Here is a 4,838-nt window from a genome sequence, read left to right on the forward strand (position 1 = left end):
CAGCCGGGGGAGCCCGGCAGGCCCAGGAGCACGAGGCCCAGCGTGAGGGTGGCGGCGGCCAGGGCGAGCAGCAGGCGCCGTCCCGCCGCCGGGCTCCACCCGTGCGGGCGGTTCTGCATGGTGGTGGATATGCCGTCGACCAGGTCGTCGAGGTGGACCTCGGGGAGCGCCTCGGCACGCGGTCGCAGACTGAGCACCTCGCCGTCGCGCAGGCCGAGGGAGTCCAAGGTACTCTCGGGGTCGAGCGGTGGGCCGCCGAGACGTTGCAGCACCCAGCCGCCGTGCTCCAGGCCGGATTCCTCCAGGTCCTCGCCTCCGTAACCGACGACTGTGGGCAGCAGGTCGGCAACGGAGACGTCGGAGGGCACCGCCAGGTCGATGATCCTCGTCGGAGCGCGTACGGTGACGCGGCACAGATTCGCCGTCTGGGTTTCTGTCATGGGCTTGGGTTTCACGCTTTCCGCTGAATGTGACAGGAAGTCGGGCGTGTGGGTGCCGACGAGCCCATTGGGGAAACCGGCGGCATCGCGCGAGACTCTACTTCATCCGCATTGCGAGGCAACTCGCCCTTCCGGCAGCCGACTTCGAATGCCTTAGGGGCGGCCGTTGTTCCGGTGGACCCCGGTATCGGGTGAACTCCGGTGAAGACCGGGTGAACTCCGGTAAAGGCGGACCGTCCCGCGCTGTTGTCATGGAATTGTTCGGAATCGCACAGGAGGCCATTCGTTGAGCGTGATCCTGTTCCGCAGGCCGGCACGCCGTAGAGGTCCGGAATCGCCGTCGGGGGATCTGAGCCTTCAGGAGCCGCCGACCCTTCCCGAAGTGGTCCCGGACAGTTCCGCGGTGTGGACCTACTTGCCGATGGCCCTGATGTCGGTGTCGATGATGCTGATGTTCATGCGGCCCGGCATGGCCAAGTCCAGCGGCGGATTCATCTATATCGCGCTCGGTGTGATGGTGGTCGCCTCCGCGGGCATGATGATCGGTCAGGTGATGAAGCGCAACGCCGACCGCAAGCAGCGGATGAAGGGCGAACGCCGCGACTACCTGCGTTATCTGCGGCAGACGCGGCGCAAGGTACGGGCCTCCATCGTCGACCAGCAGCGGGCGCTCGCCTGGCGTCATCCCGAGCCCGACGCGCTGTCGTCCTTCGTGCGGACGTCGCGGCTGTGGGAGCGCCGGACGTCCGACGAGGACTTCGCGGAAGTGCGGATGGCCGTCGGTGACCAGCGCCTGGCGATGAAGCTGATCCCGTTGTCCACCAAGCCCGTCGAGGATCTGGAACCGCTGTCCGCGCACGCGCTGCGCAGTTTCACCCGGGCCTATTCGACCGTACGGGACCAGCCCATCGCGATCTATCTGCGCGCCTGGTCGAAGGTGCTGTTCCGGGGTGACGAGGAGCGGATACGCGGTCTGGTGCGGGGCCTGCTCGGCCAGTTGGCGGTCTTCCACTCCCCCGACGACCTGTGGATCGCGCTGTGCGTGTCCGACGAGCGGCGGTCGGAGTGGGAGTGGGCGAAGTGGCTCCCGCACAGTCTGCACCGGTACGAGGAGGACGGCGCGGGCCCGACCCGTATGATCACGTCGGCCTTCAACGAGCTGGAGAACCTGCTCGGTGTCGAGTTCCAGGAGCGTCCGGGCGCCGATCCCGACGCGGCCCCGGGCCGGGAGGAGCCGTACACGGTCATCGTGATCGACGGCTGCGCCCTGCCGGCCGGCCACCGTTTCGACGGCCCCGGGTTCCGCAACGCCGTCGTCCTCGACATCACGGGGGCCCTCACCTGGAAGCCCGGGCGCACCACACTGCGCCTGGAGGTGGCGGAGGACAGCGTCGCGCTGGTCCGCACCGACCGCGACCGCAAGGAGCAGTCGACGGTGCTGGGCAGGCCCGACAGGTTCGGTCCGGTGGGGGCGCGGGCGCTCGCCCGGCTGCTCGCGCCGTACCGGATGAGCATGGGCGGCGACGACTCCAAGCCGTTCTCGGACGACGTCGAGCTGACCGCGCTGCTGAACATCCCCGATCTGCACCAGCACGAGCCGGCCACCCTCTGGGAGCGGTACACGGGCAGCGCCCGGCTCCGCGTCCCCATCGCGGTCAGTGGCGAGGGCAGGCCCGTGGAGCTGGACATCAAGGAGTCCGCGCAGGGCGGTACGGGTCCCCACGGGATGCTCATCGGCGCCACCGGTTCCGGCAAGAGCGAGCTGCTGCGCACCCTGGTCCTCTCGCTCGCCCTCACCAACTCGTCGGAGACGCTGAACTTCATCCTGGTCGACTTCAAGGGCGGTGCCACCTTCCTCGGGCTCGACGAACTGCCGCACACCTCGGCAGTCATCACCAACCTCGCCGACGAGGTGTCCCTGGTCGCCCGTATGCAGGACGCCCTGCACGGTGAGCTGATACGCCGTCAGGAGCTGCTGCGGGCCGCCGGGAACTACACGTCGGCCCTGGAGTACGAGAGGGCGCGGCAGTCCGGTGTGCCGCTGGCGCCGTTGCCCAGCCTGTTCGTCGTGGTGGACGAGTTCAGCGAACTGCTGTCCGCGCACCGGGACTTCATGGAGCTGTTCGTCATGATCGGCCGTCTCGGGCGCTCGCTGGGGGTGCATCTGCTGCTCGCCTCGCAGCGGTTGGACGAGGGCCGCATGCACCAGTTGGAGAGCCATCTCTCGTACCGGATCGGTCTGCGGACGTTCTCCGCGATGGAGAGCCGGGGGGTGCTGGGGGTGCCGGACGCGTACGAGCTGCCGGCCCAGCCGGGCGCCGGGTTCCTGAAGAGCGGTGTGGACGCGCTGACGCGGTTCCGTGCCGCGTACGTCTCGGGGCCGTACCAGCGCCGCCGGGCCGTCGTGCAGGCGCAGGTGGCCCGCCAGGTGGTGCCGTGGACGGCGGAGTGGGTGGTGCCGCGCGCGCCCGCGGACCCGGACGTCTCCGGCGGGGGCGAGGAGGAGCCGGAGGGCGACGAGGAGAACGGCGAGACTCTGTTGTCGGTGGCACTGGACCGGCTGCGCGGTTCGGGGCCGCCCGCCCACCAGGTGTGGCTGCCGCCGCTGTCCGCGCCGGCCAGTCTGGACCAGATCCTGCCTCCGCTGGCGCCGGATCCGCGCTTCGGTCTCACCACGGCCGACTGGCCGCTGCGGGGCCGGCTCGCCGTCCCGGTGGGTGTCGTGGACCGGCCGTTCGACCAGCTCCGTGATCTGCTGACGGTGGACCTGTCGGCGGCGGGCGGCCACGTGGCCATCGCGGGCGGCCCGCAGAGCGGCAAGAGCACCCTGCTGAGGACCCTCATCACCGCGCTCGCGCTGACCCACACACCGAGGGAGGTGCAGTTCTACTGCCTGGACTTCGGCGGTGGCACCCTCGCCGCCCTCGACGAACTGCCCCACATGGGCGGGGTGGCGGCGCGGGTGGACGCCGAGCGGGTGGGCCGTACGATCGCCGAGGTCAGCACGCTGCTCAGCAAGCGGGAGCGGTTCTTCCTCGAACAGGGCATCGACTCCATGCCGACGTACCGCAGGCGGCGGGCGGCGGGCGAGTTCCCTGACGAACCGCACGGCGACATCTTCCTGGTGGTCGACGGCTGGTCCACGGTGCGCCAGGACTTCGACCGGCACCTTCCCACCTTCAACGCGCTGGCCGCGCGCGGCCTCAACTACGGTGTCCACCTGATGATCACCACGGGCCGGTGGGTGGAGCTGTCGTCGTCCGTACGGGACCAGACCGGCACCCGCCTCGAACTGCGCATGGGTGACGCGATGGACTCCCAGATCGACTCCCGCAAGGCGGCGACGATCCCGCGCAGCCCCGGCCGGGGCCTGACCCCCGACAAGCTGCACTACCTGTCGGCGCTGCCGCGTGTCGACGGGGTCGAGGACGCCGACGACCTCGCCGACGGTGTCGCCGGCCTGGTCGCCGCGATCAGCGAGAACTGGACGGGCCCCTCGGCGCCCCGGGTGCGGATGCTGCCGACCGCCCTGCCCGTCGCCGACCTGCCGGCGCCCGTGGGCGAGAACGGCCTGCGGGTCGCCATCGGTCTGGACGAGAACGAACTCGCCCCGGTGTGGCACGACTTCTCCGAGAACCCGCACATGATCGTGGTGGGCGACAGCGAGTGCGGCAAGACCAACCTGCTGCGGGTGATCGCCAAGGGCATCACCGAGCGGTACACCCCGGCCGAGGCGCGCATCATGACGGTGGACTACCGGCGGGAGCTGGTGGAGGCCGTCCCGGAGGCGTACCGCCTGGGTCACGCGGTGTCGATGGACATCCTCAAGGACCTCGTGGACGGGGTGGCGAGGGCGGTCAGGCAGCGTGTCCCGGGGGAGGACATCGCCCCGTCGCGGATGCGGCTGGCCGACTGGTGGTCGGGGCCGCGGCTGTTCATCCTGGTCGACGACTACGACATGATCGGCAGCGGTCCGATGGCGCAGCCGTTCGCCCCGCTGCTCGACCATCTCGCGCTCGGCCACGAGGTGGGTCTGCACATGGTCGTGGCCCGCTCCTCGGCCGGTGCCGGGCGCGGCCTCAACGAGGCTTTGCTGCGGCGGCTGTTGGAGGTCAACACACCGGGCCTGCTGATGTCGTGCCCGCCGAGCGAGGGGTATCTCTTCGGCAGTGTGAAGGGGCGGGAGCTGATCCCCGGCCGGGCCGTGCGCATCGCGCGGCGCAAGACGCTCCAGATCCAGACCCCGCTGGGGGACGAGCGCTGATGTCCCGCAGGGGTGTCGCGGCGGCCGGCGGCCTGCTCCCTCCGGGGGGCCGGGCCGCCGGGGCCGTACGGACGTTACGGGGCCGGCGGAGCGCTGTCCGGGCGGCGGCCGGGCGGCAGCCAACTCCTGGCCCT

At 70.6% G+C, this 4,838-nt stretch carries 2 protein-coding genes; one reads left to right on the plus strand and one right to left on the minus strand.

What is annotated here, in order from left to right; all coding sequences use genetic code 11:
• Window positions 1-440, minus strand: a 440-nt coding sequence (gene eccD / locus GT042_RS17775) for a type VII secretion integral membrane protein EccD (protein ID WP_161309695.1), incomplete at its 3' end; no start/stop codon positions are given.
• 292 nt (window positions 441-732) lie between these two features.
• On the opposite strand from eccD, the gene eccCa reads away from it, so the two are divergent.
• Window positions 733-4,704 (plus strand): type VII secretion protein EccCa, encoded by a 3,972-nt coding sequence (gene eccCa / locus GT042_RS17780; protein WP_161309696.1) that lies wholly within the window; start codon window positions 733-735, stop codon window positions 4,702-4,704.
• The last annotated feature ends 134 nt before the right edge of the window (window positions 4,705-4,838 follow it).

Origin of the sequence: Streptomyces sp. SID3212 (assembly GCF_009865405.1) — a bacterium.
Lineage (GTDB): Bacteria > Actinomycetota > Actinomycetes > Streptomycetales > Streptomycetaceae > Streptomyces.